The following is a 23243-nucleotide window of genomic DNA, read 5'->3' as shown; positions in this document are numbered from 1 at the left end:
TCATTTGTCTGTTACGGTGATCTCAATTTCCTGCTTCGGCAGGATTTCTCCAACGATGCTTGCCGGCAGCCCTGCGGCGCGCAACGCCTGTTCCAGTGCCGCGGCATCCGCCGGGTCTACCGCCAGCAGCAGCCCGCCGGAGGTCTGCGGGTCGAACAGAACTTCCTCCATGGCAAAGCTTACGTTTTTAAACCGGACGAATGGCCCGGTATGGTTGCGGTTGCGCTGCCCGGCGGCGGTGTACAAAAACGCATCGGCTGCCTTTTCTGCGCCCGGCAACACCGGCACGGCATTTGCATGGATGATACAGGAAAGCTTGCCGCCCATCATTTCATGCAGATGGCCGAGAAAGCTGAAGCCGGTCACATCCGTAGCAGCATGGACGCGGTATTTGCGGCTGATCTCTGCCGCCGTTTTGTTCAGGGTGGTCATGGAGCGGATGGCGGCTTCCATCTCCTCCGGGGAAGCTTCACCCACGCGGTTTGCCGTGCACAGCAGACCCACGCCTAAAGCCTTGGTCAATACCAGCTTATCACCGGGCACGCCGGTATCGTTGGTGTACATCCGGTGTGGGTCAACAAGGCCTGTTACGGAAAGACCGTATTTCACCCCGCTGTCCGCAATGGAATGCCCGCCTGCAAGACTGCCGCCGGCTTCTGCCACCTTTTCAGCACCGCCGCGCAAAATCTCGCCCAGCACGTTCAGATTCATATCCTCCGGGAAGCAGACCAGATTCAGGGCGGTCTTTACCTCGCCGCCCATGGCGTAGACATCACTCAGAGCGTTTGTGGCTGCGATCTGCCCAAAGGTGTAGGGGTCGTCCACCATCGGCGGAAAAAAATCCACGGTCTGCACCAGCGCAATGTCGTCCGTAATGCGGTAGACTGCGGCGTCATCCCGGCTGTCGTAGCCAACCAGAAGATCCGGGTCTTTTTCGCCCCGGGGCAGCTTTTCCAGAATACGGCTCAGCACCCCGGCACCCAGCTTTGCGGTGCAGCCACCCCCGGTACAGAATACAATCTTATCTTCCTTGCTCATGCACGTTCTTCCTCTTTAAAATGCGTCAGTACGCACGGAATGCCCTGCTGACGCAAAAGCTGTTGTATTTGTATGCCCTGCTGCTGCAATTCCGGCGTATCGGCCTGATTGAGTACGGCGTAAAACTGCCGGTCTCCCACCGCCTTGCGCCCCCCCTGCGTGCTTGCAAGCAGCTGTGCCAGCATGGGCGGCGTAAGGGGCGCATCCGGCGCAGCCGCTAAAAACTGCGGACGGATGGCATCATAGCGGAAGCAGACCTCCCGCAGGGGCTTACCCAGCGCCGAAAGCCCTGCTACCGCCAAAACAATATCGCTTTGGGGTAGCAGCACCGACTCGTGCGCCGCCGGGAGCTTGCAGGGGTGGTGTTTTGCCCCGTCTGCCTCAATGAATACCGCATCTGCCTGCGCCATCCGGCGCAAAAGCTGCTGCGGCGGCAGGGTCAACTTCCCGTTTTCTGCCGGGGTGCCGATCACTACGTAGTGACCCGCCTGCCATAGGGCAGAAAGAGCCGCTTCATCCGGTGCGTAGCAGGCTACCGGTTGCCGGATATGGGTAGTCGTGGTCACAAGCACCCGCCAGCCCTTACGGGCACAGTGGTCTGCCATGGCATACAGCAGGGTGGTTTTGCCCCCGCCGCCTACCAGAGAAACGATATGCCCTTTCTCTGCCAGAAACGGAAGCTCTTTTTCGTTCAGCATCTGCTATTACTGCTTGGCTGCAACTGCCATTGCGATCTGCTCCGGGGTGATGGGCAGCTCGTAGAAGCGGGTGCCAATGGCGTTGTAGATGGCGTCCGAGATGGCGGGCAGCGGCGTATTGATGACCACCTCACCGATGGACTTTGCGCCAAAGGGGCCGTTGGGCTCGTAGCTGTTCTCAAACTCCACATGGATATGCCCGATATCGTTGCGGGCAGGGATCTTGTACTGGAACAGAGAGTTCTCTTCCGGGTAGCCGTTTTTGTCGTAGGTGATGTTCTCAGTCAGGGTCATACCGATACCCTGCAGAATGCCGCCCTCGGTCTGCACACGGGTCAGGTTGGGGTTGATGGGGGTGCCGCAGTCCACACAGGCATCAAATTCCAGCACCTTCACCTCGCCGGTCTCGGTATCAACCTCTACTTCGGCAGCGCCCACCATATACGGCGGCGGCGACAAAGGCGAGGTGTGAGTCTCGGTGAATTCCAGCGGGATCTTATGGCCGAACTGGGAAGCAAAGGCAATCTCGGACAGGGTCTTTTGGCGGGTGGGGTCGGCGCTTTCAAACACGACCTTGCCGTCAAACTCCACAGCATCCGCCGGGCAGTCCAGCAGCTCTGCGCCCAGTTTGCAGATCTGTTCCCGCAGCTTCATGGCGCACTTCTCAGTGGCCTTGCCGGTGACATAAGTTGTGCTGGAAGCATAGGAGCCGGAATCATAGGGAGAGGAATCCGTATCCGCACCAAAGACGGTAATGTTATCCAGCGGGCAGTCCAGCACCTCGGCAGCAATCTGTGCCAGCGTGGTGTCGCAGCCCGTGCCCATATCGGCTGCGCCGATCATCAGGGTATAGAAGCCGTCATCATTCAGCTTGAGGGTAGCGCTGCCCACGTCCATGCCGGAGATACCGGAGCCCTGCATGGCCATACCCATGCCTACGGCACGGATCTTGCCGTTGCCCATATCCCGGGCGGGGTACTTGTGCTCCCAGTCGATCATCTCGCGTACCTTGAGTACGCACCGGTCAAGCGCGCAGCTGGTATTTACCGCGCCGTAGTAGGCGGGCATCACATCACCCTCCTGCACGGTGTTCTTCAGGCGCAGTGCAATGGGATCCATGTTCAGCTTATGTGCCAGCTCGTTCACCGCAGACTCCACCGCAAACAGACCCTGCGTAGCACCATAGCCGCGATATGCACCGGCAGACATGTGGTTGGTATATACCACATCACTGACAAAGCGGAAGGCTTCGGCCTTGCCGTACAGCGGAATGGACTTATGACCGGACAGACCCACGGTAGTGGGGCCATGCTCACCGTAAGCACCGGTGTTAGACAGGGTGTACAGGTCAATGCCCTTCACAATACCGTCCTTGGTCGCACCCAGACGGACGTGCATTTCCATCTCATGGCGCGGCGAAGAAGCCGTCTGGCTTTCCACGCGGCTGAAGATGAGTTTGGAAGGTTTTTTGGTCATCCAAGTCACAAAGGCCGGGTAAACCTCGCTGACAGCGGTCTGCTTTGCACCAAAGCCGCCGCCGATGCGGGGCTTAGAAACGCGAACCATAGATTTGGGGATATGCAGTGCATTGGCGATGTTGCGGCGGGCATGGAAAACGATCTGGGTAGAGCTGAGCACGTTCAGCCGGCCGTAAGTATCGATGGAGCAATAGGTGCGGAAGGTTTCCATCATGGCCTGCTGGCAGGCCTTGGTGTGGTACACATGGTCGATGACCACATCGCACCCGGCCAGCACAGCGTCGATATCACCGTTGCCGCATTCATCATGAGCGCAGAGGTTGCGCTTATTGTCGGCACCCACGGGGGCAAGGCTCTCCCAGTTGTCCTCCGGGTGCACAAGGATAGGATTATCCTTTGCGGTGTGGAAATCCAGCACGGCTTCCAGCACCTCATAATCCACTTTAATGAGCTTGAGCGCCTTGTCCACGCACTTTTCGTCCTTACCGGCTACGATGGCCACCACGTCTCCCACAAAGCGGACATGGCGATCGATCAGCAGACGGTCGTAGGGGCTGGCTTCCGGGTAGGTCTGGCCGGCCTGCGTGTAGCGGCGGGCATCCTGCGGCACATCCTCCCAAGTGAAGATAGCTTCTATGCCGGGCACTTTTTTGGCAACGGCGGTGTTGATGGTGCGGACGATGGCGTTTGCATGGGGCGAGCGCAGCAGCTTGACGATCAGGCAGTCCTGCGGGATGAGATCATCCATATAGACAGGCTGGCCGGTGACCAACTGCATCGCGTCTTTTTTGCGGAACGGTTTGTTGACGGTTTTCACTGTACGCCCTCCTTCTGCTTTTTCCATGCCAGAAAGCTCATAATACCGCGCAGCTGACCCTCGTAGCCGGAGCAGCGGCACAGGTTTCCGGCAAGGTATTCCTTCACCTGCTCTTCAGTGGGGTACGGCTGCTCCCGGAATAAAGCCAGCGCGTTCATGATAAAGCCCGGGTTGCAGAAGCCGCACTGTTCTGCGCCCTGATCTGCAATAAAGGCACCAAACTCGGCAGCCTCTTCCTGCAAGCCCTCCAGCGTAGTGATCTTATGTCCATCGGCGCGGGCTGCCAGCACCGAGCAGGACAGCACGGGCTTATCGTCCATGAACACCGTGCACAGACCGCAGTTGGAGGTCTCGCAGCCGCGCTTAACGCTCTTGCAGCCGTGTGCACGGACAAAATCGATCAAAAGCATATCCGGGGCGATCTCCTCGGATACCCGGACACCGTTCAATGTAAGTGTGATCTGCATTTACTTTTCCTCCTGCATTTTACGCTGTTCCAGTTCCAATACCGCGCGCTTTGTCAGCACGCCAGCCAGATGCCTGCGGTATTCGGCGCTGCCGCGCATATTGGAGCCGGTAATGACCTGCGCCTTTACGCTTTCGGCAAACTGTGCAGCAAGCTGTTCTGCCGCAAGGGCAGGCTCTGCCGGGAGCTCGAACCGCACGGCGCGCAGCGGACGCGCACCGATGACGATGCGGTAATCTCCAGTCTCCATCCGGGCAGCGGCACAGGTCAGCACCGGGATATCGGTCTGGCTGTTGCGCACCGACTGGTAATAAAGCTGCATCGGTGTCTTTTTTACGATCAGCCGCACCAGAATGTCCCGGTCGTAGGGGCGCTGGGCATATTCCTGCAAAGGCAGGATGCCGCCTTTGTACAGTTCAACATCACAATCCATGGCAAGGAACATGGTCAGCACATCCGAAAAGCCAAACCGGCTGTAGATGCTGCCGCCCATCGTTGCCAGATTGCGCAGCTGCACGCCCACGATATGGCGCACAGCTTCACGCATGGCACCGTGGGTGTAGGCAGCAAGCCCCGGATGCTGCTCCAGCTGGCGCAGGGTGACCATAGCACCGATGGAAAAGCTATCCTCGGTCTCCTCAATGGTATCCAGCCCCAGACCGGAAAGGTCGATGGCGGTGCCGACATTGATGGTTTCCATCTTCAGCCAGATCATGCCGCCCAAAATGCGGTTTGGCTTTTTCTGGTTCAGCTGCCAAGCTTCCTCCAGACTTTCTGCCCGCTTGTATTCTCGGATCGTCATCATGTGCAGTACCTCTCTTTTCTATCGCTGCGATATCTCTGCTTTTATTTTAGCACAGCTTTCGATATAATACTATTATAAAATGCTGCTGAAGGGGTGTTTTTGTATGAAGAAGTCGCTTACGGTCGGCTGCGTGATCATGGCCTCCGGGTTGAGCCGCCGGTTTGGCACAAACAAGCTACTGGCGGATTTTTGCGGGCAGCCCATGCTCTGCCGTGCTTTTGACGCTACCGCCACACCCGGTATCGCTGCCCGCATTGTGGTGACCCGCTCGGAAGAGGTGCAGGCGTTGTGCAGGGCGCAGGGCGTCCCGGTGCTGCTGCACAGTCTGCCCGGCCGCAATGATACCGTTCGGCTGGGCCTTTCGGCACTGCTGGAGCAGCAGCCGGAGCTTAGCGGCTGTATGTTTCTGCCCGGGGATCAGCCCCTGCTGCGCCGGGAGACGGTAGAAACCATGACAGAGCGCTTTTGCCACGAACAGCCATCCCCGACAGAATGGCAAAAAGAAACAGAACGGGAGATCTTCCGTCTGGGCGCCGTGGCCGATAACGACCCGACACCTCTTGTTGGAAGTCCCGTTCTGTTTGGAAGCAGTTTCTTTTCGGAACTGCTCACCCTGCCGGAAAACAAAGGCGGCAACGTGCTGCTTAAAAAGTACCCTGCGCAGGTGCGCACGATCTGCATTGCAGACAGCGCAGAACTGCTGGATGCAGACACCCCGGAGGTGTTGCAGCAGCTGGAAGTCCTTGCCCGGCAAAAAGGCTAAAGCTTACTCTGCCATATCGTTCTTGGGCAGCAGCACGTTCAGCAGAATCGCCACAAAGGCGGCCGGAACGATGCCGGACTCGCCGCAGATCAGCTGGAGAGCCTGCGGTGCCTGTGCCAGAATACCGCTGTTGGCACCCATACCATAGCCTACGCCCAGTGCCACGGAAACGATGGTCAGGTGGCGCGGGGTCATCTTTTCCTTGGTGATCAGCTGGATACCGCTGACCACGATGGAAGAGAACATCATAACGGCAGCACCGCCCAGAACGGCCTGCGGCATGATGGAGATCAGCGCGCCCAGCTTGGGGATCAGACCGCAGAGGATCAGGAACACAGCACCGGAAGCCAGTGCCATACGGTTGACCACCTTGGTCATGGCCACCAGACCCACGTTCTGACTGAAAGAAGTGTTGGGCAGCACGCCGAACAGTGCGGCAAAGGTAGAGCCGAGGCCATCACAGATGACGCCGCCGGACAGCTCCTTATCAGAGGGCTCACGGTTCATGCCGCCCTCCATCACGCCGGAGATATCGCCCACGGTCTCCACTGCGGTAACGATGAACATGATCAGCACCGGCAGGATCGCACGGGCGTCAAATACCACCTTGACCGGCATCAGCTTGGGCACTGCGAACCAGGAAGCCTGCGCCACCTTGCTCCAGTTGAGCACCCATGCCTTGGTGAACTCTACGCCATCAGCAGTCACACCGGTGGTGGGCAGTACCAGCCCCATGATGAAAGCAACCACATAACCGGCCAGAATGCCGATAAGGATGGCAGAGGAACTGAGAAAACCGGTAGTCCAGTGCTTGAAGAACAGGATGACCACCAGCACAAACAGCGCCAGCAGCAGATTTTCTACAGAGCCGAAGTCCTTGGCTTTGTTGCCGCCGCCGAAGGAGTTGATGCCCACCGAGATCAGCGAAAGGCCGATGGAAAGCACCACCGTACCCGTGACCACCGGCGGGAAGAACCTGCGTAGCGGCTTCAGGAAGAAGCCCAGCACGCTTTCAAAAATACCGCCGATGATGGATGCGCCCATGATCGCGCCATAGGCCAGCACACCGCCGCCCATCGTGCCCACAACGCTGTTGAACACGCCAATAAAGCCGGAGCTGGTGCCCATGATAATAGGTACTGCGCCGCCCACGGGTCCGATGGTGAACAGCTGCACCAGCGTGACGATGCCTGCCACGAACATGGCGCTCTGCAGCAGGGTGACCTGCAGGTCTGCAAACTCGCCGCCTGCAATGCCGCAGGCGCTGGTAATGATCAGCAGCGGGGTCAGGTTGCCCACGAACATGGCGCAGACATGCTGCAAGCCCAGCGGGATGGCCTGACGCAGGGACATTTTGGCTTCAAATTGATAAGCCGCTTCTTCAAGCTTGACTTCCTTCAAAAATTCCACTCTCCTCAAGGTTTTAAAGGTTTATGCGGTTCGGATGCTTTGCAAAAAAGCGAAAATATTATAGCAAAATGCAGATAAGATGTAAAATAAGTATGACTTTTATATGAAAAATTGCTGCATTCTATAATCGAACTTTTCTCCGGCAGACAAGCAAAAAAGCAGAGTTTCTGCATGATTTATCCAGCCTGATGTTGCTGGCAGCATACAGAATCCCCTGCTTTTTTTGTGCTTTTCTCTGTTTTTTGTGCGATACGGAAAAATTTGATTCTCTGTGGTCAGAGCAGTCCATAATCCCGCAGACAACGCGTAAGACCGGTCTGTGTGGTGTCAAATACGATGCCCTGCGCCCGCAGCTTGCTGCAATCCATTGCAAGGTTCCGTGCCCAGTCAGCTTCCTGAATATCGACTGTAATTCCCAGTGTCTCAGCAAACTGCCGGGCGGTCAATACCATATTTTCGGCATTCTCACTGCCAAAGTTGTAGACCCCGCCGGGCAGGGTCAAGGCAGGCTCCAGCAGCGCCACCTCCTGACGGACATAGGTGATGCCCCGGAAATCCCGAACAGAAAAGCGGACAGATTCTCCCCGCTGTGCCGCACGCAAAAGATTCAGCGGCAGATTGCCCCGGATGGGCAGCTGGTAGCCCGGCAGGTCGTACATCCATGTGGCGCGCAGCAACACGGCGCTCGGGCAGAGCGCCTGCACCCGCTGCTCCATTTCCAGCTTGCCCTGCCCATACACATTGGCAGGCTGTAACGGAATGGTTTCCGGCAGCGGGCCGGACTGCTCCACCCCTGCATAGACCTGATCCGAACTGAAGGCCACCAGCTTTGCGCCGGTCTCAGCTGCCGCCCGGGCAAACCAGACCGGCAGCTCCACATTGGCACGATAAGCCCGTTCCGGGTGGTCGGCGCAGTAACCGGTATCTGAAATGGCTGCGGTGTGCAGGATGACATCCGGGCGCTGCTGCAAAACAGCCTGCCGCACGGCGTCCTCCCCTGCTGTTGCCAGAAAGCCTTTAGGAAAGGTGCACAGTTCGTAACGCCCCGCCCATTGCTGCATCACGCGGGAGCCCACAAAGCCACCTGCACCGGTTACAAGGATCTTCTTCATTTTGTTCCCCCGCTATAAGGTCTCAGATAAAAAATTCCAGCACGAACACCACTGCACAGCAGCCTGCAGCCACCTGAAACAGGCTCGCGCCAAACCATGCGGCAGCAATGCCAACTACCAGTGCAACAGCACCGGCTGCCGGGCTCTGCGTTGCCTGAATGATGGCCGGAAAAGTCATCACAGCCAACGTTACATAGGGCACATAGTACAAAAACGACTGGATAAAGCGGTTTTTAATCGGTTTGCGGATCAGTGTCAGCGGCAGAATACGGATGGCATAGGATACCAGCGCCATGACCGCAATATAGATATAGTTGTTATGCGTCATCTTCGTTTTCCTCCTGCCTGACCGGGAACAGTACTGCTGCTGCGCCGGAGATCGCCACCGTTAAAAGAATGGTGCGAGTGCCCTCGGAGAGCGCCGAGATGCCCGGCAGATAGCTGCACAGAAAGCTCAGCGCAAAACTGATGACCACCAGCACCGCAACGATCCGGTCTTTGCGAGCCGGCGGGATGATGATGGCCAAAAACATCCCGTACAGTGCCACACTCAGGGCGCTGACCACCCGCAGCGGCAGTAGATTGCCCGCTATAATGCCCAGCGCCGTACCGGATGCCCAAGCCGGTGCCGCCAGCAGGATAGCACCATAGGTATAGTACGGGTTCAGGCTGCCCGGGCGGGCGATGGTAATGCCGAACAGCTCGTCCGTGACGTCATAGCCGATGAGCAGCCGATGCCAGAAGGGTGTTTCCGGCGCAAAGCGCTGTGCCAGCGCGCAGCTCATCAGTAGATACCGTGCATTAGCAATCAGGGTGATGACCGCCACCTCAAAATAGGTGGCATTTGCCATAATCAGCGCAAATGCGGCATATTCGCCTGCGGAGGCGTTGTTCAGCAGGCTGACAAGAAATCCCTGAAACGGCGTAAAGCCCGCCTTGCGCGCCGCAATGCCCAGTGAAAATGATACCGCAAAATAGCCCAGCGCAATGGGCACGCCATCCCGCATTCCATCGCAGAACACCTTGCGGCTGAACTGATCTGCCCTTCCTGTTTGGACGAGCTGCGGCTCTAAAAGCCTCTGCTTCGATTCCATAGTTGATACTTCCCCTTTCCTATTTTGCAAACAACAGATTTTATTATACTCCCCTGCGGGCGGAGAAGAAAGGGGTTTCGGGCTTTTTTGTGTAAAATACTGCGGTCAAAATGCTTAGAGTTTGCGCTGATATAGGAACCACTTTGAATGTTACGGCTTGTTTAATCGTGCCAAAAGATGAAAAACACCCCGGGAGGTTTCGTTTTTACGGAACCCTCCGGGGTGATGGTGCTATTATGGATTACTCGAGCTCGATCGTTGCAGGCGGCTTACCGGTGCAATCGTAGAACACGCGGTTGACGTGCTTGACTTCGTTGACGATGCGGCTGGTGACAGTACCGAGAACATCCCACGGCATATCGTAGCTTTCTGCGGTCATGAAGTCGGTGGTGGTCACGGCGCGCAGCGCAACGGCGTAATCGTAGGTGCGCTCGTCGCCCATAACGCCAACGCTGTGCATATTAGTCAAAGCTGCGTAATACTGGCTGATCTCCTTATCCAGACCGGCCTTGGCGATCTCCTCGCGCCAGATGGCGTCAGCGTCCTGCACGATAGTGACCTTCTCGGGGGTCACTTCGCCGATGATGCGAATGCCCAGACCGGGGCCGGGGAACGGCTGACGGCTGACCAGATACTCGGGCAGGCCCAGCTCGCGGCCAGCCTGACGAACTTCGTCCTTGAACAGGTTGCGCAGAGGCTCCACCAGTTCTTTGAAGTCCACGGTATCGGGCAGACCGCCCACGTTGTGGTGGCTCTTGATCACGGTGGACTCGCCGCCCAAACCGCTCTCCACCACGTCGGGGTAGATGGTGCCCTGTGCAAGGAAGTCTACCTTGCCGATCTTCTTGGCTTCTTCCTCGAACACACGGATGAACTCTTCGCCGATGATCTTGCGCTTGCGCTCCGGCTCGGTGACGCCCTTCAGCTTGCTGAAGTAGCGGTCGCGGGCATCCACACAGATGAAGTTGATGTCGAAGCCGTTGGCATTGCCCGGGCCAAAGACAGAGCATACCTCTTCCTTTTCGTTCTTGCGCAGCAGGCCGTGGTCCACGAACACGCAGGTCAGCTGCTTGCCGATGGCCTTAGCCAGCATAGCGGCCAGCACGGAGGAATCCACGCCGCCGGACAGAGCGCACAGCACCTTGCCCTCGCCGATGCGCTCCCGCAGAGCCTTGACGTTGTTCTCTACAAAGGAATCCATCTTCCAGTCGCCGGAGCAGCCGCAGACATTGTACACAAAGTTGCGCAGCATCTTCTTGCCCTCGGCGGTGTGCAGCACCTCCGGGTGGAACTGTACGGCGTACAGACCCTTTTCGGCATTTTCAACGGCTGCAACAGGGCAGTTTGCGGTGTGGGCAGTGATCTGGAATCCGGGAGCAGCCTGCTCAATGTAGTCGTTGTGGCTCATCCAGCAGATGGTAGAGGGCTGTACATCGGTGAACAGCTTGCTCTTGGTGTTTACGAACACCTCGGTCTTGCCGTACTCACGCTCGGGAGCGCGGCAGACATGACCGCCCAGCAGGTGCATCATCAGCTGGCTGCCGTAGCAGATGCCCAGCACAGGCACACCCCAGCTGAAGATCTCGGGGTCGATGGTGGGAGAGTCCTCCAGATAAACGCTATTGGGGCCGCCGGTGAAGATGATGCCCTTGGGATTCTTGGCCTTGATGACCGAAAGATCGGTTTTATAGGAATAGATCTCGCAGTAGACATTATTTTCTCGGACGCGGCGGGCAATCAGCTGATTGTACTGTCCGCCAAAGTCCAGCACGATGACAGTTTCATGCTGCATGATGTTTTCCTCCATTTTTAAGTGTGTTTTACAGATAGTTTTAGTATAGCACATCTCACAACAAAAAGCGACAGTTTTTGTGAAGTTTTCTGTTATTCTCTTTTGCGGATCGGATGTCGCAGCACGGTTTTCAGCTTCTCCGGTGCGGTGCGGCGCGGGTCTCCCAGATAGATCTCGTGATGGAAGCGTGTGTCTGAAAAATCCGGGCAATATCCCTGCTCCGCTGCAAACGTATCCAGCTGCCGCAGAGTCTCCGGTTCGGTGTCATAGGAGCCGATGTGCATACATTGTACGCACAAGCCTTCATCGTAGGTAAAAAATTCCACCTTAGAAAAATCCTTTTTCTTTTTGGCCGTAGCTTCCTGCACCGCCCAGTCAAATTCGGCACGGGTGACAAATTCCGGCAGACGAATCATGGAGGTCCAGATAAAGGTCTCCTTGTTGGAAAAATCCACGCCCTCTGCCCCGGGCTGATGCCACAATCCTTCCAGCGGCGGAACGACATATTCGAAATAGCCGTCTATCTTATGGCTACCCTTGTAGCTCATTTTGATAGTAAATGCAATGCCGTACAGCAACTCCAGCGCTGCCTTGTATTCCCCTGCCGGGTCGTTGGGGTCGCCTTTGCCCTGCACCGCAGCAAAATTCATCGCAGGGACGGTGATGATCTGCGGTTTCTTCGGCGGGAGATAGAATTCTTTGTATTCTTTCTTATAATCAAACGGCATCTTTCTTTTCTCCTTCCAACAGTTCACGCTGTTTCTTTTTGCTAAAGCCGCCCAGCACAAGCCGATAAGATTTTTCCAGCATCTCCCGCAGCAGTGCGTCCGGCACGTTTCCATCTGCTTTTACGGAGTTCCAATGCACCTTGTTCATGTAGTAGCCCGGAATGATATCCTCATACTGTCGGCGCAGAAAATCGCCCTCGGCGGGGTCCAGCTTGCAGGTGATATACACCGGCTTTCCCGTGGCATCATCCAGACAGACGGCTGCAAACATTTTGCCGCCGATGTGATACCTTATCCAGTTCCACTCTGCCTGTAAGTCTTTGGTAACGCTAGGCTTTTGCAGAAGTTCCGTGTCGATCCAGCTGTATTTCATGGCAGCACCTCCGTTTTTCTCAGTATAACTGAATCGGAGGCGTTTGTAAACAAAAAGTTGTTGGTTTTTACTTATAATACGTCAATTCTGAAAAATTGGCAGCAAAAAAGCCATCCGCTCAGAAAACCTGAGAGGATGGCTCTTGCATTTGATGTTATGATCAGATGGAAATAGTGTTGCACACGTCCACCAGCACGGGGTCAAGGCTCTTGGTCATCTCCAAAGCCTCGTCCACGGGGTAGTCCACCAGCTTCTCGCCCTTCATGCCGACGATGCGGTTATACTTGCCCTGCTCCAGCAGACAGACAGCCTGATAGCCCATAGCAGAAGCATTCACGCGGTCGCGCAGGGTGGGAGAACCACCGCGCTGCACATGACCCAGAATGGTTGCGCGGGAATCGATACCAGTGCGTGCCTGAATCTCGTTGGCGATCTCCTGTGCATGACCCACGCCCTCGGCCACAATGATGATAAAGTGGCGCTTGCCGGTCTTTTGGGTTTCGGCGATCTTATCCAGAATGTCGCGCTGCATATCGAATTCCTTCTCGGGCAGCAGCACAGCCATAGCGCCGGAGGCGATGGCCACGTTCAGAGCAATATAACCGGCGTTGCGGCCCATGACCTCGACCACACTGCAGCGGTCGTGGCTCTGGGTGGTGTCGCGCAGCTTGTCGATCATTTCCAGCGCGGTGTTCATGGCGGTATCGTAGCCGATGGTGTAATCGGTGCAGCCGATATCGTTATCAATGGTGCCGGGCAGGCCGATCATGGGGATGCCGCGGTGTGCCAGTGCACGGGCACCGCGGTAGGAGCCGTCGCCGCCGATAACGACCAGCGCATCAATGCCCAGCTCGCGGCACTTTTCAGCGCCCTTATCCTGACCTTCCTTGGTCTTGAACTCCAGGCAGCGTGCCGTATACAGAATGGTGCCGCCAGCAGAGATGATGTTAGAAACGCTGCGCAGGTTCATTTCAAAGCACTCGCCGTTCAGCAGGCCGTTATAGCCGCGCTGAATGCCGATCATACGGAAGCCCTTATGCAGGCCGGTGCGTACCACAGCGCGCACAGCAGCGTTCATGCCGGGAGCATCACCACCGCTTGTAAGCACGCCAATCGTTTTGATTTGCTTTTCCATACGAGAGATTCCCTCCAATTTACAGTTCAGTTCTTCATTTACCCTTTTGCCTGTCCCCTCTTCTTCCAGAAACAGGCCAGTTGCTTTGCAACAGCTTTGATTCGCCTTTAATGATTATAGCACACCATCCAGACAAATTTCAATAGGGTTTTGAGACTTTATGCAATTCCATGCAGTACAAAATAGTAGCGATATATCGTGTTATTTTTGCGTTTTGTGCCACTTGGAAAATTTAAAATCGTCCCATGCGGTGCCATTCGTGCACAAATATGTCATTTTGTTGCAACGTTTTCTGCACCCAGCAGCCGCTCCAGTTCTTTGAAGAAGAGCGGATGCCCAGAAGTGTACAGCCGGCGCGGTGCGGCCAGCTTCTGCTTGGTATCCTCCAGATACAGGATCACCGGGATATCGCCATCAAAAATCTCCAGCAGGTTCACCACTTTATCGTACTGGGGGCAGCTGCGGGACGGCAGACGAATGAATACCCGCCGGGCAGCTGTTTTGACAGGGTCCGGGCGGCCTTTGTCCAAGCGGGTCGGATCGTAGCTGTCGATGGGCAGAATGCTGTCTGCCAGCAGTTTGGAGGCTTCATCCTCCCGCACGGAAAGCCGACCATCGATGACCACAACAGCGTTTTCCTGAATAGCATCCCGGAACCTGTCCAGCACCTTGGGGAACACGATCACTTCCATAGTGCCGGTCAGATCTTCCACGCTGGTAAAGGCCATCATGCTGTTGGATTTGGTCGTCATCATGCGGTTTTTGACCACTGCGCACACAATGCGCACCTTTTCGCCGTCCTGCACATGGGCGTCCTCGCCGGTGAGGTCTTTGATGGTGTGGGAGCCGATGCGGGCAGATTTTTCCCGGTAAGCGTCCAGCGGATGACCGGACAGGTACAGGCCGCTGACCTCTTTTTCCTGTTGCAACAGCTCGGCAGGGGTGTACTCTGCCAAGGGGCGGATCTCGTAGACATCCTCCTGCGGGCCTTGCTGCACTTCCCCGCTCATCACGGAGAACAGATCCAGCTGCCCCTCCAGATTGCGACGGGAGTCGGTCTCGATGCTTTTGAGAATGCCCTCTACCGCTTCCACCATACTATGGCGGTTAGAGCCAAAGCAGTCAAAGGCACCGGCTTTGATCAGGCTTTCCACCGCGCGGCGGTTCAGCTCACTGCCGTGCATCCGCTTGCAGAAATCGTAAAGACTGGTGTAGGGCTTTTCCCTGCGCTCAGTGACTGCGTTCTCGATGAGGTTGCGGCCCACGTTTTTCACCGCGTTCAGGCCAAAACGGATCTGACCATTATCATCGGCGGTAAAACCGCCGTTGGAGATGTTCACATCCGGCGGCAGGACTTTAATGCCCAGACGGGCGCACTCGCCGGAATACTCAATGACCTTATCCGTATTATCCAGCACACTAGTCAGCAATGCTGCCATGAACTGGCTGGGGTAATGGCACTTGAGGTAAGCGGTCTGGAAAGCCACATAGGCGTAGCAGGCCGCATGGCTCTTGTTGAAGGCGTAGGACGCAAAGCTGGACATTTCGTCGTAGATCTGGTTTGCTACCTGCTCCGGGATGCCGTTGGCAACACAGCCCGGGCACTCGTGGCCGGGCTCGGTGCAGCCGTGCACAAAATGTTCCCGCTCGGCTTCCATGACGGCGTGCTTCTTTTTGCTCATGGCGCGGCGGACGTTATCTGCCTGTCCGAAGGAGAAGCCCGCCAGCTCCCGGAAGATCTGCATGACCTGCTCCTGATAGACGATGCAGCCGTTGGTCACATCCAGAATGTGCGCCAGCTGCGGGGTCTTGTAGCTGATCTTGTCCGGCTCGTGCCGGTTGCGCAGATAGGTGGGAATGGAGTCCATGGGGCCCGGGCGGTACAGACTGATCAGAGCGATGACATCTTCAAGATTCTGCGGCTGCAAGCCCACAAGCACCTGCTTCATGCCGGAGGATTCCAGCTGGAACACACCCTCGGTATCGCCCTGACCAAGCATTTTATAGGTATCCGGGTCGTCATAGTCCAGCTTGCGGATGGAAAACTCCGGGTGCTGCTTTTGCACCGCAACCTCCGCATCCCGGATGACGGTCAGGGTGCGCAGACCCAGAAAGTCCATCTTCAAAAGACCCAGTTCTTCGATCTCGGTCATGTTGAACTGGGTCACCGGCAGGCCGTCGTTGGTGGCAAGCGGCAAATAATAATCCGTCGGCTCCGGCGTAATGACCACACCCGCCGCGTGGGTGGAGGCGTGCCGGGGCATACCCTCCACCTTCAGTGCGGTGTCGATGAGCTCGGTCACCTGCGGGTCGGTATCGTAGAGCTTTTTCAGCTTGCTGGAAACCTCCAACGCCCGCTTCAGGGTCATTTTCAGTTCCATGGGCACAAGCTTTGCTACCACGTCCACCTGCTGGTATGGAATACCCATCACGCGGCCCACATCCCGGATGGCGTTGCGGGCGGCCATGGTACCAAAGGTAACGATCTGCGCCACATGGTCCGCACCGTATTTGCGGTTGACGTAGTCGATGACCTCCTGTCGGCGCTCGTAGCAGAAGTCCACATCGAAATCCGGCATACTGACGCGCTCGGGGTTCAAAAAGCGCTCGAAGATTAGATTATAGCGGATGGGGTCGATATCCGTGATGCCCACGCAGTAGGCAGCGATACTGCCCGCACCGGAGCCGCGTCCCGGCCCCACCGGGATACCCTGACTTTTTGCAAAATTGATATAGTCCCACACGATGAGGTAGTAGTTGGTATACCCCATCGTCTTGACCACGCCGATCTCGTATTTCAGGCGGTCGATGTTGGCCTGCGGCACGTCCGGGCCATAGCGGCGCTCCAAGCCGTCCCAGCAGAGCTTTTCAAAGTAGGCCTGATTGTCCATGCCGTCCGGGGCTTTGTAGTAGGGAATCTTGGTGTGGCCGAACTCAAAGTCAAAATTGCACTGCTCGGCGATCTTAGCCGTATTGGCACAGGCTTCCGGCACCATGGAGAACAGCTCGTACATCTCGTCGGTGGTCTTGACGTAGAATTCATCGGTCTGGAACTCCATGCGATCGGCATCCTGAATGGTCTTGCCGGTCTGGATGCACAGCAGGATGCTCTGCATCTTGGCGTCCTCTTTGCGCAGATAATGGGCGTCGTTGGTGGCTGCCATGGGGATGCCGGTCTCGCGCGAAAGCTTGATAAGCTGCGGCAGAACGGTAGTATCCTCCTTCAGGCCATGATCCTGCAATTCGATGTAGTAATTCTCTGCACCGAACAGGTCCCGGTACCACAGCGCAGTCGCCTTTGCGCGCTCGTAGTCCCCTGCCAGAATGGCCTGCGGGATCTCGCCCGCAAGACAGGCCGAAAGGCAGATCAGTCCCTCGTGGTATTGCTCCAAAAGCTGCTTATCCACACGGGGCTTGGAATAAAAGCCCTCCACAAAACCGGCAGAGACCATTTTGATCAGGTTCTTATAACCGGTCTCGTTTTTGCACAGCAGAATCAGGTGGTTGTTGCCATCGATTTTATTTACCTTATCAAAGCGGGTACGGGTGGCAACATAGACCTCACAGCCGATAATGGGCTTGATGCCCGCCTTTTTAGCGGCTTTATAAAACTGCACACAACCGTACATCACGCCGTGGTCGGTGCAGGCAATGGCGGTCTGTCCGCACTCCTTCACCCGCTCCATCAGCTGGTCGATGCGGCAAGCACCGTCCAGTAGGCTGTATTCCGTATGGATATGCAGGTGGGCAAAGGGACGGGTATTTGCGGTGGGTTCACTCATTGTACTGCCTCCTGTCCCTCCTGCTGGCGCTGACGGAGATTCTCTGCCAGTGCCTCCAGCTTTTTCATCCGGTGCGATAAGCCGGATTTGCTCACAGCCGGGTCAAAGCAGCCGCACAGCGCGGTGAGCGAAAGATCCGGGTATTGCAGACGCTTGGCTGCTGCCTGCTGCAATACTTCCGGCAAAGTTTCCAGTGCGTGCTGCTCCTGCAAATAGCGGATGGCTTTCAGGGTCTGGGCGTTCGCCCGCGCCGTTTTGCCAAGGTTTGCGGTATCGCAGTTGGTCTGCCGGTTGGTCTGGTTGCGCACCTGCTTGAATGCTTTGAGCACGCTGATCTGGGTCGCAGCATCCGCAGCGCCCATAAAGCGGAGCAAACGCTCCACATTGGCACCGGTCTTGACGTAGATCAGGTTCACGCCGTTGCGGCGGGTGCGGTGGGGCGCAAACTCGTGCTCGGCCAGCAGCGCTTCAAAATCCCGGGCGAGATTTGTCCGGGAGGTGAGAAATTCCAGATTATATTCCTTTTGCGGGTCGGTGACCGTGCCGCTGCACAAAAAGGCCATGGCGATATAGGCGCTGACGCAGGTCTGGCAGCGGATGAGCCCGGGGTCGATCTGCAAGCTGGTCTCCCTGCCGGTAGTGCCGAATAGCTCGTGCAGGCGGGTGACCTGCTCCGCATCGCGGATATTGAACTCGTACAGCACACCGCTGGCGCGGGGCTTTTCCAATATCTCGCCCCGGATGCCGCAGCGTGCAAACAGCTGCTGCGCCAGCTGCACCGTGTGGGGCTGCTCGGTTTGCAGCACAAGGCCGCGGGCATCAAAGTATTTGGCAAAGCAGGCAATGCCATAGGCAGCTGCACGCACACAGCATTCCTTGGTGGGGCTGCGCTGCGCGATTTCCTCCCGCGCACTGGATGCAAAACTCATAGTAGTTCCTCTGTTTTCAGCGCACGGCATCCCGGTGTTGCACCCCGGGTTCATACCCCAGAGCGGTGCAGTACTCCGCAAGTTTGCGTGCAAATGTGATAGAGCGGTGCTTACCGCCCGTACAGCCCACCGCAATGGTCAGCTGGCTTTTACCTTCCTTGACATAGAGCGGCAGAGCGTACTGTAAAAAGTTCTCATACCGGTGCAGCAGCTCCTGTGCTTCGGGGTGACTCATGACAAAATCCACCACTTCCTGATCCAGTCCGGTCTTGTGCTTCAGTTCCGGCACATAGAAGGGGTTTGGCAGGCAGCGCACATCCAGCACAAGATCGGCCTCCGGCGGCAGACCAAACTTGAACCCGAAGGACATGACGGTGAGCCGCATGGCATTTTTTGCCCCGCCGTTTTTTAGAAAGAGATCGCAGATGCGCTCTTTATTCTGGGAGGTAGAGAGCAGACCGGTGTTGATGGTATAGTCTGCGCGGTCTTTCAAAGGCTGTAAGATCTGCCGCTCCTTCAAAAAGGCATCCCGGGTGGAGATGCCCTCTGCAATGCTGATGGGGTGGCGGCGGCGGGTCTCGCTGTAACGGCGCATCAGCACATCGTCCGGTGCATCCAGAAACAGGATCTTATAGGGTGTTTTCTGCTCGTCCAGCTGCTGCAAGGCCGTCTCAATTTGCTCCCTGCTGCGGCAGCCGCGCACGTCCATGGAAAGCGCCACCCGCTCCAGCTGGTTGTCGCCAGCCTTGGAAAACGCCGTAATGCTGGGCAGCAGCCCCGCCGGGACGTTATCGATGCAGAAAAATCCGATATCCTCCAGCGCATTCATAGCCACAGACTTTCCCGCACCGGAAAGTCCGCTGACGATCAATAGCTCCATCTGTATTCCACACTCCCTCTATTCCCGCAGTTCAGCGGACTACGCGGATCTCTTTTTCCAGATCATAGCCGGTCTTTTCTTTTACGATGGCGCGTACTTCCTCGCACAGCGCCAGCACATCGGCACAGGTGGCACCGCCAAGATTTACCACAAAACCGCAGTGCTTCTCGCTGACGGCGGCACCGCCGTGCCGGTAGCCCCGCAGACCGCACTGGTCAATGAGGGCAGCGGCAAAAGCACCCACCGGGCGCTTAAAGGTGCTGCCTGCGCTAGGCTTATCCAGCGGCTGCTTGTCCAGCCGCTTTGCCATCAGTTCGTCCATTTTGGTGCGGATGGCTTCCGGCTCGCCCGGAGTCAGGGCAAACTGCGCCGAGAGGATGCAGCCGCCGTTTTCTTCAAAAATGCTGTGGCGGTAGCGCAGATCAAGTTCTGCTGCCGCAGCCTCTTTTATTTCGCCTTCGGCGGTAAGGTACTGCACTGTGGTCAGCACGTCCTTCATCTCACCGCCGTAAGCACCGGCGTTCATGTAGACCGCGCCGCCCACCGTGCCGGGGATGCCGTAGGCGAATTCCAACCCGGTCAGGCCATGTTCCAGCGCCGTCTTGCACAGCGCCGAGAGCCGCACGCCCGCTCCGGCGGTGAGTTGTGTTCCGTGCACCTCCACGGTGTCCTGCATGGAGGAAATAGCCAGCACTGCGCCATTGTAGCCCTCGTCGGCAAACAGGATATTACTGCCGTTACCCAGCAAATAATACCGAACGCCCTGCGCCTTGCACAGGGCAACGGCGCGGCAAAGCTGTGCCCGATCTACCGGCTGCACGAACAGCCGCGCCGGGCCGCCGATTTTAAAGGTGCAATGCGCCGCCAGCGGCTCATTTTCTTTATAAGCAATGTCTGCTGCGATCAGCAGCTGCTTGAGTTGTTCCATAGGGTCAGGCTCCTTTTTATAGAGAGGTTCAGTCCATTTTGTCATCCAGTCCCAGCCGGATCAGCAGCTCCTTGGCTGCGTTGTAGCCCATCTTCTTCTGGCGGTTATTGATGGCTGCGGTCTCCAGCACCACAGCCAGATTGCGACCGGGAGAGACCGGGATGCTGGTGCTGGGAATGCTCACGCCCAGAATGTCGTAGTATTCACTTTCCAGACCGGTGCGCTGGTAGTTCTTGGTGGGGTCCCATGTCTCCAACTGCACCACCAGATCCAGACTTTCGCTCAGCTTGACAGCACCCACGCCGTACACACGAGCCACATTGACGATGCCGATGCCGCGCAGCTCAATGAAGTGGCGGATATTTTCCGGTGCAGTACCCATGATCTGACGGTTGGACACCTTGCGCAGCTCCACGGCGTCATCTGCCACCAGACGGTGACCGCGCTTGACCAGCTCGATGGCCAGCTCGCTTTTGCCGATGCCACTGTCGCCAAGGATCAGGATGCCCTCGCCGTACACCTCCACCAGCACACCGTGCCGGGTGATGCGGGGGGCGAGCTCCAGATTCAGCACGCTGATCAGGCTGCCCATCAGGGTGCAGGTGGTCTCGTTGGAGCGCAGCAGGGCAACATCATGCTTCTGCGCCAGCTCCTGCATCTCCGGGAAGGGGGTCAGTTCCTCGCTGCGGCAGACGATGACCGCCGGGGGCTGCTGCCGGAACAGCTGTTCCAGCGCCTCGTAGCGCTTTTCTGCCGTCAGACCGGACAGAAAGTTCATCTCTGCCAGACCCATGATCTGCAAGCGGAGCTTATCAAAGTAATCATAATAGCCCGCCAGAAACAGACCCGGGCGGTTGACCTCGGCGATCTCCACGCTGATCTCATCCAGCGCCCGGGGGGTGTATACCACTTCCATGCTGACGCGGTCGGTCAGCGTTTTAAGCGAAACATTGAACGTACCCATCCTGGTTCCTCCTGTATCCTTTTGCCGCGCTGTGCTGCGGGCACTCATATTTCTATTATAATAAAATTCGGCGGCAAATACAACGCCCGGGGCGCTGTTTTTGTACCCACGGCGGGAAACCGACGCTGCATCGCAGCCCGTACACAGGATTTTTACATTTTTCTTACTTTACATGGGTTTTACATTCCGGCGATTTCAGATTTTACATTGTTTTTCTATACTTAAAGCACAGGAGAAAAACACGTCAAGATAAAGTGAGGAAACCACTTATGACCATTTTTAATGTCTTTTCGCTGCTGGGAGGTCTGGCCCTGTTTTTGTTCGGTATGGACATCATGGGCAAGGCACTGGAAAAGCAGGCCGGCGGCCAGCTGCAAAAAATTCTCAGCAAACTGACCGATAACCCCCTCAAGGGCTTTTTTCTGGGTCTGTGCGTGACTGCCGTCATCCAGAGTTCCAGCGCTACCACCGTTATGGTGGTAGGCTTTGTCAACAGTGGCATCATGGAGCTGCATCAGGCCATTGGCGTGATCATGGGCAGCAACGTAGGCACTACCGTGACCAGCTGGATCTTGAGCCTTTCCGGTTTGCAGGGCGACAGCCTGTTCATCCAGCTGCTCAAACCTACTTCTTTCAGCCCGGTGCTTGCATTTATCGGCATTTTGCTGTATATGTGTAAGAGTGAGAAGAAAAAAGGCGTGGGCACCATCCTTATCGGCTTTGCCGTGCTGATGACCGGCATGACCACCATGTCCAACGCGGTGCTGCCGCTGCAAAACGAGGCATGGTTCACCAGTCTGTTCACCCGCTTCTCCAACCCCCTGCTGGGCGTTCTGGTGGGCGCACTGGTCACCGGCATCATCCAGAGCTCCAGCGCCAGCGTGGGCATCCTGCAAGCACTGAGCGCCACCGGTGTGATCACCTACGGCAGTGCCATTCCCATCATCATGGGGCAGAACATCGGTACCTGTGTGACCGCACTGCTGTCCTCGGTGGGTGCGAATAAGAACGCCCGCCGGGCCGCTATGGTGCACCTGTACTTCAACATCATCGGTGTAAGCATCTTCCTGTTCGGGTTCTATGGGCTCAACGCCGTCTGCCACTTTGCCTTTGTGAATACCACCATCGAGGCATGGGGCATTGCAATCGTGCACTCGGTATTTAACATTCTGGCTACCGTAATTCTGCTGCCCTTTGCCACCGGGCTGGAAAAGCTGGCCATCCTGACCATTCCCGATTCCCCGGAAAAAGAGGAGTTTGCTCTGCTGGATGACCGTCTGCTGAACACCCCCGCTGTGGCTGTGGAGCGTGCCCGCGCCGCTACCGCTGAAATGGCCGAGCTTGCCCGGGTGGGCGTGGTGCAGGCCATGAGCCTGACCCACGAATGGAACGATGAACTTGCCCAGAAGGTGCGGGATGAGGAGTGCCGGGTGGATCGGTACGAGGACGCACTGGGCACTTATCTGGTCAAGCTGTCCGGCCGGGAGCTGAACCACACCGACAGCCAGAGCGTGAACACCCTGCTGCACACTATCAGTGATTTTGAGCGCATCAGCGACCATTCCGTTAACCTGCTGGAATCTGCCGAGGAGATGCACCAGAAGGAGATTCACTTCTCCAAGGATGCACAGGAGGAGCTGCAGGTGCTGGAGGATGCGGTGCAGGATACCCTGAGCCGCACTACCGACGCCTTCCGCAAGGGGGATCTGCACCTTGCTTCCAAGGTTGAGCCGCTGGAGGCCGTGGTCAACGAGCTGGTGCGTGCCATCAAGGCGCGGCACGTTGCCCGGCTGCAGGCCGGCAGCTGCTCCATCGAGTACGGTTTTGTGCTGGACGATCTGCTGACCAACTACGAGCGTGTGTGCGACCATTGCAGCAACGTGGCAGTTGCGCAGATCGAGGTGGCACAGGACAGCTTTGACACCCACGCTTACCTGAACGATCTGCGCCACGGCAACGACACTAAGGAAAGCGAAGAATTCCACCGCCGTCTGGGCCGCTACCGTGAGCGGTATCTGTTCCCGGACGGACAGACTGCTGAGGAGAACTGA

At 56.9% G+C, this 23243-nt stretch carries 20 protein-coding genes; 2 read left to right on the top strand and 18 right to left on the bottom strand.

Annotated features, from left to right (window positions below):
- The 5 genes from selD to DXB44_RS02280 are packed head-to-tail and all read right to left on the bottom strand — an operon-like array spanning position 1 to position 5302.
- Positions 1 to 1038, bottom strand: coding sequence for a selenide, water dikinase SelD (gene selD, locus DXB44_RS02300; RefSeq protein WP_118657597.1), 1038 nt, complete (start codon positions 1036 to 1038; stop codon positions 1 to 3).
- Entirely contained in the window at positions 1035 to 1736 is a 702-nt protein-coding gene (yqeC, locus tag DXB44_RS02295; RefSeq protein ID WP_118657596.1) for a selenium cofactor biosynthesis protein YqeC, read from the bottom strand. The genes selD and yqeC overlap by 4 nt, the downstream gene beginning before the upstream one ends.
- A 6-nt stretch (positions 1737 to 1742) precedes the next feature.
- Positions 1743 to 4031 carry a molybdopterin cofactor-binding domain-containing protein gene (locus DXB44_RS02290; RefSeq protein ID WP_118657595.1) on the bottom strand — a complete coding sequence of 763 codons (2289 nt, stop codon included), beginning with the start codon at positions 4029 to 4031 and terminating at the stop codon, positions 1743 to 1745.
- The gene (locus tag DXB44_RS02285; RefSeq protein WP_055184347.1) at positions 4028 to 4498 is read right to left on the bottom strand and encodes a (2Fe-2S)-binding protein; all 471 of its coding nucleotides are present in this window, start codon (positions 4496 to 4498) and stop codon (positions 4028 to 4030) included. The genes DXB44_RS02290 and DXB44_RS02285 overlap by 4 nt, the downstream gene beginning before the upstream one ends.
- Positions 4499 to 5302, bottom strand: coding sequence for an FAD binding domain-containing protein (locus DXB44_RS02280; RefSeq protein WP_118657594.1), 804 nt, complete (start codon positions 5300 to 5302; stop codon positions 4499 to 4501).
- 103 nt (positions 5303 to 5405) lie between these two features.
- Between DXB44_RS02280 and DXB44_RS02275 the strand changes: the two genes are divergently transcribed.
- The gene (locus DXB44_RS02275; protein WP_118657593.1) at positions 5406 to 6065 is read left to right on the top strand and encodes a nucleotidyltransferase family protein; all 660 of its coding nucleotides are present in this window, start codon (positions 5406 to 5408) and stop codon (positions 6063 to 6065) included.
- A 3-nt stretch (positions 6066 to 6068) separates the two neighbouring features.
- On the opposite strand, the gene DXB44_RS02270 is transcribed toward DXB44_RS02275, so the two are convergent.
- From DXB44_RS02270 to hprK, 13 genes are all read right to left on the bottom strand, one after another.
- Positions 6069 to 7418, bottom strand: coding sequence for a nucleobase:cation symporter-2 family protein (locus tag DXB44_RS02270; RefSeq protein WP_173015355.1), 1350 nt, complete (start codon positions 7416 to 7418; stop codon positions 6069 to 6071).
- 332 nt (positions 7419 to 7750) lie between these two features.
- A complete protein-coding gene (locus DXB44_RS02265) occupies positions 7751 to 8587 on the bottom strand; it encodes a sugar nucleotide-binding protein (protein WP_118657592.1) in 837 nt (278 codons plus the stop codon).
- A gap of 22 nt (positions 8588 to 8609) precedes the next feature.
- The gene (locus DXB44_RS02260; RefSeq protein ID WP_005925791.1) at positions 8610 to 8915 is read right to left on the bottom strand and encodes an AzlD domain-containing protein; all 306 of its coding nucleotides are present in this window, start codon (positions 8913 to 8915) and stop codon (positions 8610 to 8612) included.
- Positions 8905 to 9681 carry an AzlC family ABC transporter permease gene (locus DXB44_RS02255; RefSeq protein ID WP_118657591.1) on the bottom strand — a complete coding sequence of 259 codons (777 nt, stop codon included), beginning with the start codon at positions 9679 to 9681 and terminating at the stop codon, positions 8905 to 8907. Before DXB44_RS02255 ends, DXB44_RS02260 begins: the two co-directional genes overlap by 11 nt.
- 241 nt (positions 9682 to 9922) lie before the next feature.
- Positions 9923 to 11473, bottom strand: coding sequence for a glutamine-hydrolyzing GMP synthase (guaA, locus tag DXB44_RS02250; RefSeq protein WP_118657590.1), 1551 nt, complete (start codon positions 11471 to 11473; stop codon positions 9923 to 9925).
- Positions 11474 to 11565: 92 nt separating this feature from the next.
- Complete coding sequence (locus DXB44_RS02245) at positions 11566 to 12201, bottom strand: GyrI-like domain-containing protein (RefSeq protein WP_118657589.1); 636 nt, start codon at positions 12199 to 12201, stop codon at positions 11566 to 11568.
- Positions 12191 to 12574, bottom strand: coding sequence for an MmcQ/YjbR family DNA-binding protein (locus DXB44_RS02240; protein WP_118657588.1), 384 nt, complete (start codon positions 12572 to 12574; stop codon positions 12191 to 12193). The genes DXB44_RS02245 and DXB44_RS02240 overlap by 11 nt, the downstream gene beginning before the upstream one ends.
- 160 nt (positions 12575 to 12734) lie before the next feature.
- A complete protein-coding gene (gene pfkA, locus DXB44_RS02235) occupies positions 12735 to 13709 on the bottom strand; it encodes a 6-phosphofructokinase (protein ID WP_005925738.1) in 975 nt (324 codons plus the stop codon).
- A 272-nt stretch (positions 13710 to 13981) separates the two neighbouring features.
- A complete protein-coding gene (locus DXB44_RS02230; RefSeq protein ID WP_118657587.1) occupies positions 13982 to 17491 on the bottom strand; it encodes a DNA polymerase III subunit alpha in 3510 nt (1169 codons plus the stop codon).
- The gene (gene whiA / locus DXB44_RS02225; RefSeq protein WP_118657586.1) at positions 17488 to 18420 is read right to left on the bottom strand and encodes a DNA-binding protein WhiA; all 933 of its coding nucleotides are present in this window, start codon (positions 18418 to 18420) and stop codon (positions 17488 to 17490) included. Before whiA ends, DXB44_RS02230 begins: the two co-directional genes overlap by 4 nt.
- Before the next feature lie 16 nt (positions 18421 to 18436).
- On the bottom strand, positions 18437 to 19300 hold the full coding sequence (gene rapZ / locus DXB44_RS02220) for an RNase adapter RapZ (RefSeq protein WP_055184305.1): 864 nt from the start codon (positions 19298 to 19300) through the stop codon (positions 18437 to 18439).
- Positions 19301 to 19331: 31 nt separating this feature from the next.
- On the bottom strand, positions 19332 to 20228 hold the full coding sequence (murB, locus tag DXB44_RS02215; protein WP_118657585.1) for a UDP-N-acetylmuramate dehydrogenase: 897 nt from the start codon (positions 20226 to 20228) through the stop codon (positions 19332 to 19334).
- A 28-nt stretch (positions 20229 to 20256) separates the two neighbouring features.
- A complete protein-coding gene (hprK, locus tag DXB44_RS02210; protein ID WP_118657584.1) occupies positions 20257 to 21192 on the bottom strand; it encodes an HPr(Ser) kinase/phosphatase in 936 nt (311 codons plus the stop codon).
- A 269-nt stretch (positions 21193 to 21461) separates the two neighbouring features.
- On the opposite strand from hprK, the gene DXB44_RS02205 reads away from it, so the two are divergent.
- Complete coding sequence (locus tag DXB44_RS02205) at positions 21462 to 23243, top strand: Na/Pi cotransporter family protein (RefSeq protein WP_118657583.1); 1782 nt, start codon at positions 21462 to 21464, stop codon at positions 23241 to 23243.

The organism is Faecalibacterium sp. OM04-11BH, from assembly GCF_003482185.1.
Taxonomy (GTDB): Bacteria; Bacillota; Clostridia; order Oscillospirales; family Ruminococcaceae; genus Faecalibacterium; species Faecalibacterium tardum.
Note: the sequence above shows the minus strand (reverse complement) of the source record. Positions and strands in the feature narration are given on the sequence as shown.

What these genes read in the sequence shown, in the direction of transcription:
- selD (WP_118657597.1), bottom strand. Translation starts at nt 1,038, where the DNA reads ATGAGCAAGGAAGATAAGATTGTATTCTGTACCGGGGGTGGCTGCACC.
- yqeC (WP_118657596.1), bottom strand. Translation starts at nt 1,736, where the DNA reads ATGCTGAACGAAAAAGAGCTTCCGTTTCTGGCAGAGAAAGGGCATATC.
- DXB44_RS02285 (WP_055184347.1), bottom strand. Translation starts at nt 4,498, where the DNA reads ATGCAGATCACACTTACATTGAACGGTGTCCGGGTATCCGAGGAGATC.
- DXB44_RS02280 (WP_118657594.1), bottom strand. Translation starts at nt 5,302, where the DNA reads ATGATGACGATCCGAGAATACAAGCGGGCAGAAAGTCTGGAGGAAGCT.
- DXB44_RS02275 (WP_118657593.1), top strand. Translation starts at nt 5,406, where the DNA reads ATGAAGAAGTCGCTTACGGTCGGCTGCGTGATCATGGCCTCCGGGTTG.
- DXB44_RS02270 (WP_173015355.1), bottom strand. Translation starts at nt 7,418, where the DNA reads ATGTCCCTGCGTCAGGCCATCCCGCTGGGCTTGCAGCATGTCTGCGCC.
- DXB44_RS02265 (WP_118657592.1), bottom strand. Translation starts at nt 8,587, where the DNA reads ATGAAGAAGATCCTTGTAACCGGTGCAGGTGGCTTTGTGGGCTCCCGC.
- DXB44_RS02260 (WP_005925791.1), bottom strand. Translation starts at nt 8,915, where the DNA reads ATGACGCATAACAACTATATCTATATTGCGGTCATGGCGCTGGTATCC.
- DXB44_RS02255 (WP_118657591.1), bottom strand. Translation starts at nt 9,681, where the DNA reads ATGGAATCGAAGCAGAGGCTTTTAGAGCCGCAGCTCGTCCAAACAGGA.
- guaA (WP_118657590.1), bottom strand. Translation starts at nt 11,473, where the DNA reads ATGCAGCATGAAACTGTCATCGTGCTGGACTTTGGCGGACAGTACAAT.
- DXB44_RS02245 (WP_118657589.1), bottom strand. Translation starts at nt 12,201, where the DNA reads ATGCCGTTTGATTATAAGAAAGAATACAAAGAATTCTATCTCCCGCCG.
- DXB44_RS02240 (WP_118657588.1), bottom strand. Translation starts at nt 12,574, where the DNA reads ATGAAATACAGCTGGATCGACACGGAACTTCTGCAAAAGCCTAGCGTT.
- pfkA (WP_005925738.1), bottom strand. Translation starts at nt 13,709, where the DNA reads ATGGAAAAGCAAATCAAAACGATTGGCGTGCTTACAAGCGGTGGTGAT.
- DXB44_RS02230 (WP_118657587.1), bottom strand. Translation starts at nt 17,491, where the DNA reads ATGAGTGAACCCACCGCAAATACCCGTCCCTTTGCCCACCTGCATATC.
- whiA (WP_118657586.1), bottom strand. Translation starts at nt 18,420, where the DNA reads ATGAGTTTTGCATCCAGTGCGCGGGAGGAAATCGCGCAGCGCAGCCCC.
- rapZ (WP_055184305.1), bottom strand. Translation starts at nt 19,300, where the DNA reads ATGGAGCTATTGATCGTCAGCGGACTTTCCGGTGCGGGAAAGTCTGTG.
- murB (WP_118657585.1), bottom strand. Translation starts at nt 20,228, where the DNA reads ATGGAACAACTCAAGCAGCTGCTGATCGCAGCAGACATTGCTTATAAA.
- hprK (WP_118657584.1), bottom strand. Translation starts at nt 21,192, where the DNA reads ATGGGTACGTTCAATGTTTCGCTTAAAACGCTGACCGACCGCGTCAGC.
- DXB44_RS02205 (WP_118657583.1), top strand. Translation starts at nt 21,462, where the DNA reads ATGACCATTTTTAATGTCTTTTCGCTGCTGGGAGGTCTGGCCCTGTTT.